At 67.8% G+C, this 1,091-nt stretch carries 2 protein-coding genes; both read right to left on the reverse strand.

What is annotated here, in order from left to right; translation table 11 throughout:
* On the reverse strand, positions 1-464 hold a 464-nt coding region (dusA, locus tag Q4C89_RS10065), incomplete at its 3' end, for a tRNA dihydrouridine(20/20a) synthase DusA (RefSeq protein ID WP_303102490.1).
* Positions 465-638: 174 nt separating this feature from the next.
* Entirely contained in the window at positions 639-896 is a 258-nt protein-coding gene (locus Q4C89_RS10070; RefSeq protein WP_303102478.1) for a hypothetical protein, read from the reverse strand.
* Between the last annotated feature and the right edge of the window lie 195 nt (positions 897-1,091).

A 1,091-nucleotide genomic window follows, 5' to 3' on the forward strand; every position in this document is an offset into this window, starting at 1 on the left:
GCATGGACGATGAACGTTTGACAGCCCGCCGCCTCGACGGTTCGCACGAAATGGGAGAGATGCTCGTAGCTGTCGAGGTCGTCAATGCCGATGCGGTGCTTGACCGTGACGGGCAGGCGGGTGGCTCCGCGCATGGCCTCCACCGCCCGCGCCACCACGTCGGGCGTGCCCATCAGACACGCGCCGAAGGAGCCGCTGCTCACCCGGTCGGAGGGGCAGCCGCAGTTGAGGTTGACCTCGTCGTAGCCCCAGTCCTCGGCTATGCGGGCGCATTCGGCCAGCGCCGCCGCGTCGCTGCCGCCGAGTTGCAGCGCCAGCGGGTGCTCTGCCGCGTCGAAGTCCAGATGCCGCGCCCGGTCGCCGTGCAGAATCGCCCCCGTCGTCACCATCTCGGTGTAGAGCAGGGCGCGGCGGGTCAGCGTGCGGTGAAACACCCGGCAGTGCCTGTCGGTCCAGTCCATCATGGGCGCGACAGACAGGGTGTGCGGGGGAAGCGCGGCGGTCACAGCCGCCCAGTGTAAAGCATTTGCCGAAAAGACACAGGCGCTTTTCGGGGTAGGCAGCAGCGGGCTGGAGCATCCACAAGAAGACGGCCAGCCGCTCACGGGAAGCAGGCTGGCCGTCCCTGAGAGGAAGGTTTAGAGCCGTTTGTCGTCTTCGCCAGTGGTGCCGAAGGAGGTGCCGGTCTGGTTCATGCCCCGGTCGTTGCCCGTCACGGTAGGCACGGCGTCGGGGTTGGTCACGTCGGTGTTCGGCTGACCCACCGGAGTGTCGGTTTCGCCACTGGGCGACTCGTCGTAGTACCCTGCGCGGCTGCTCATTTCGTTGCCGAGGTCGCTGGGAAGGCCCTGCTGGTCTTGCGGCTGCTGGGAAAGGTCCTTGCTGGAATCGGTCATGCGCTCAGGCATAGCGTCTGTTCGCCCTCAGGTGGGTGAAGTCCCTTTGGCTAAAGGTTGACGTTCGGCGTCCAGCGCGTCGCGCCCCCGCGCCACGTCCCGCACGCCGCGTCGCCCGAAGGCGTGGGCGAGGTCGCGCTCGGACAGCCGCAAGACGGTGGGCCGCCCGTGTGGACAGGCCCAGGGCTGCTGGCA

The sequence above is a fragment of the Deinococcus sp. genome (genome assembly GCF_030523985.1).
GTDB lineage: Bacteria > Deinococcota > Deinococci > Deinococcales > Deinococcaceae > Deinococcus.

Bases quoted from the DNA above. Each gene is read 5' to 3' on its own strand.
- Q4C89_RS10070 (WP_303102478.1), bottom strand. From the start codon at position 896: ATGACCGATTCCAGCAAGGACCTTTCCCAGCAGCCGCAAGACCAGCAG.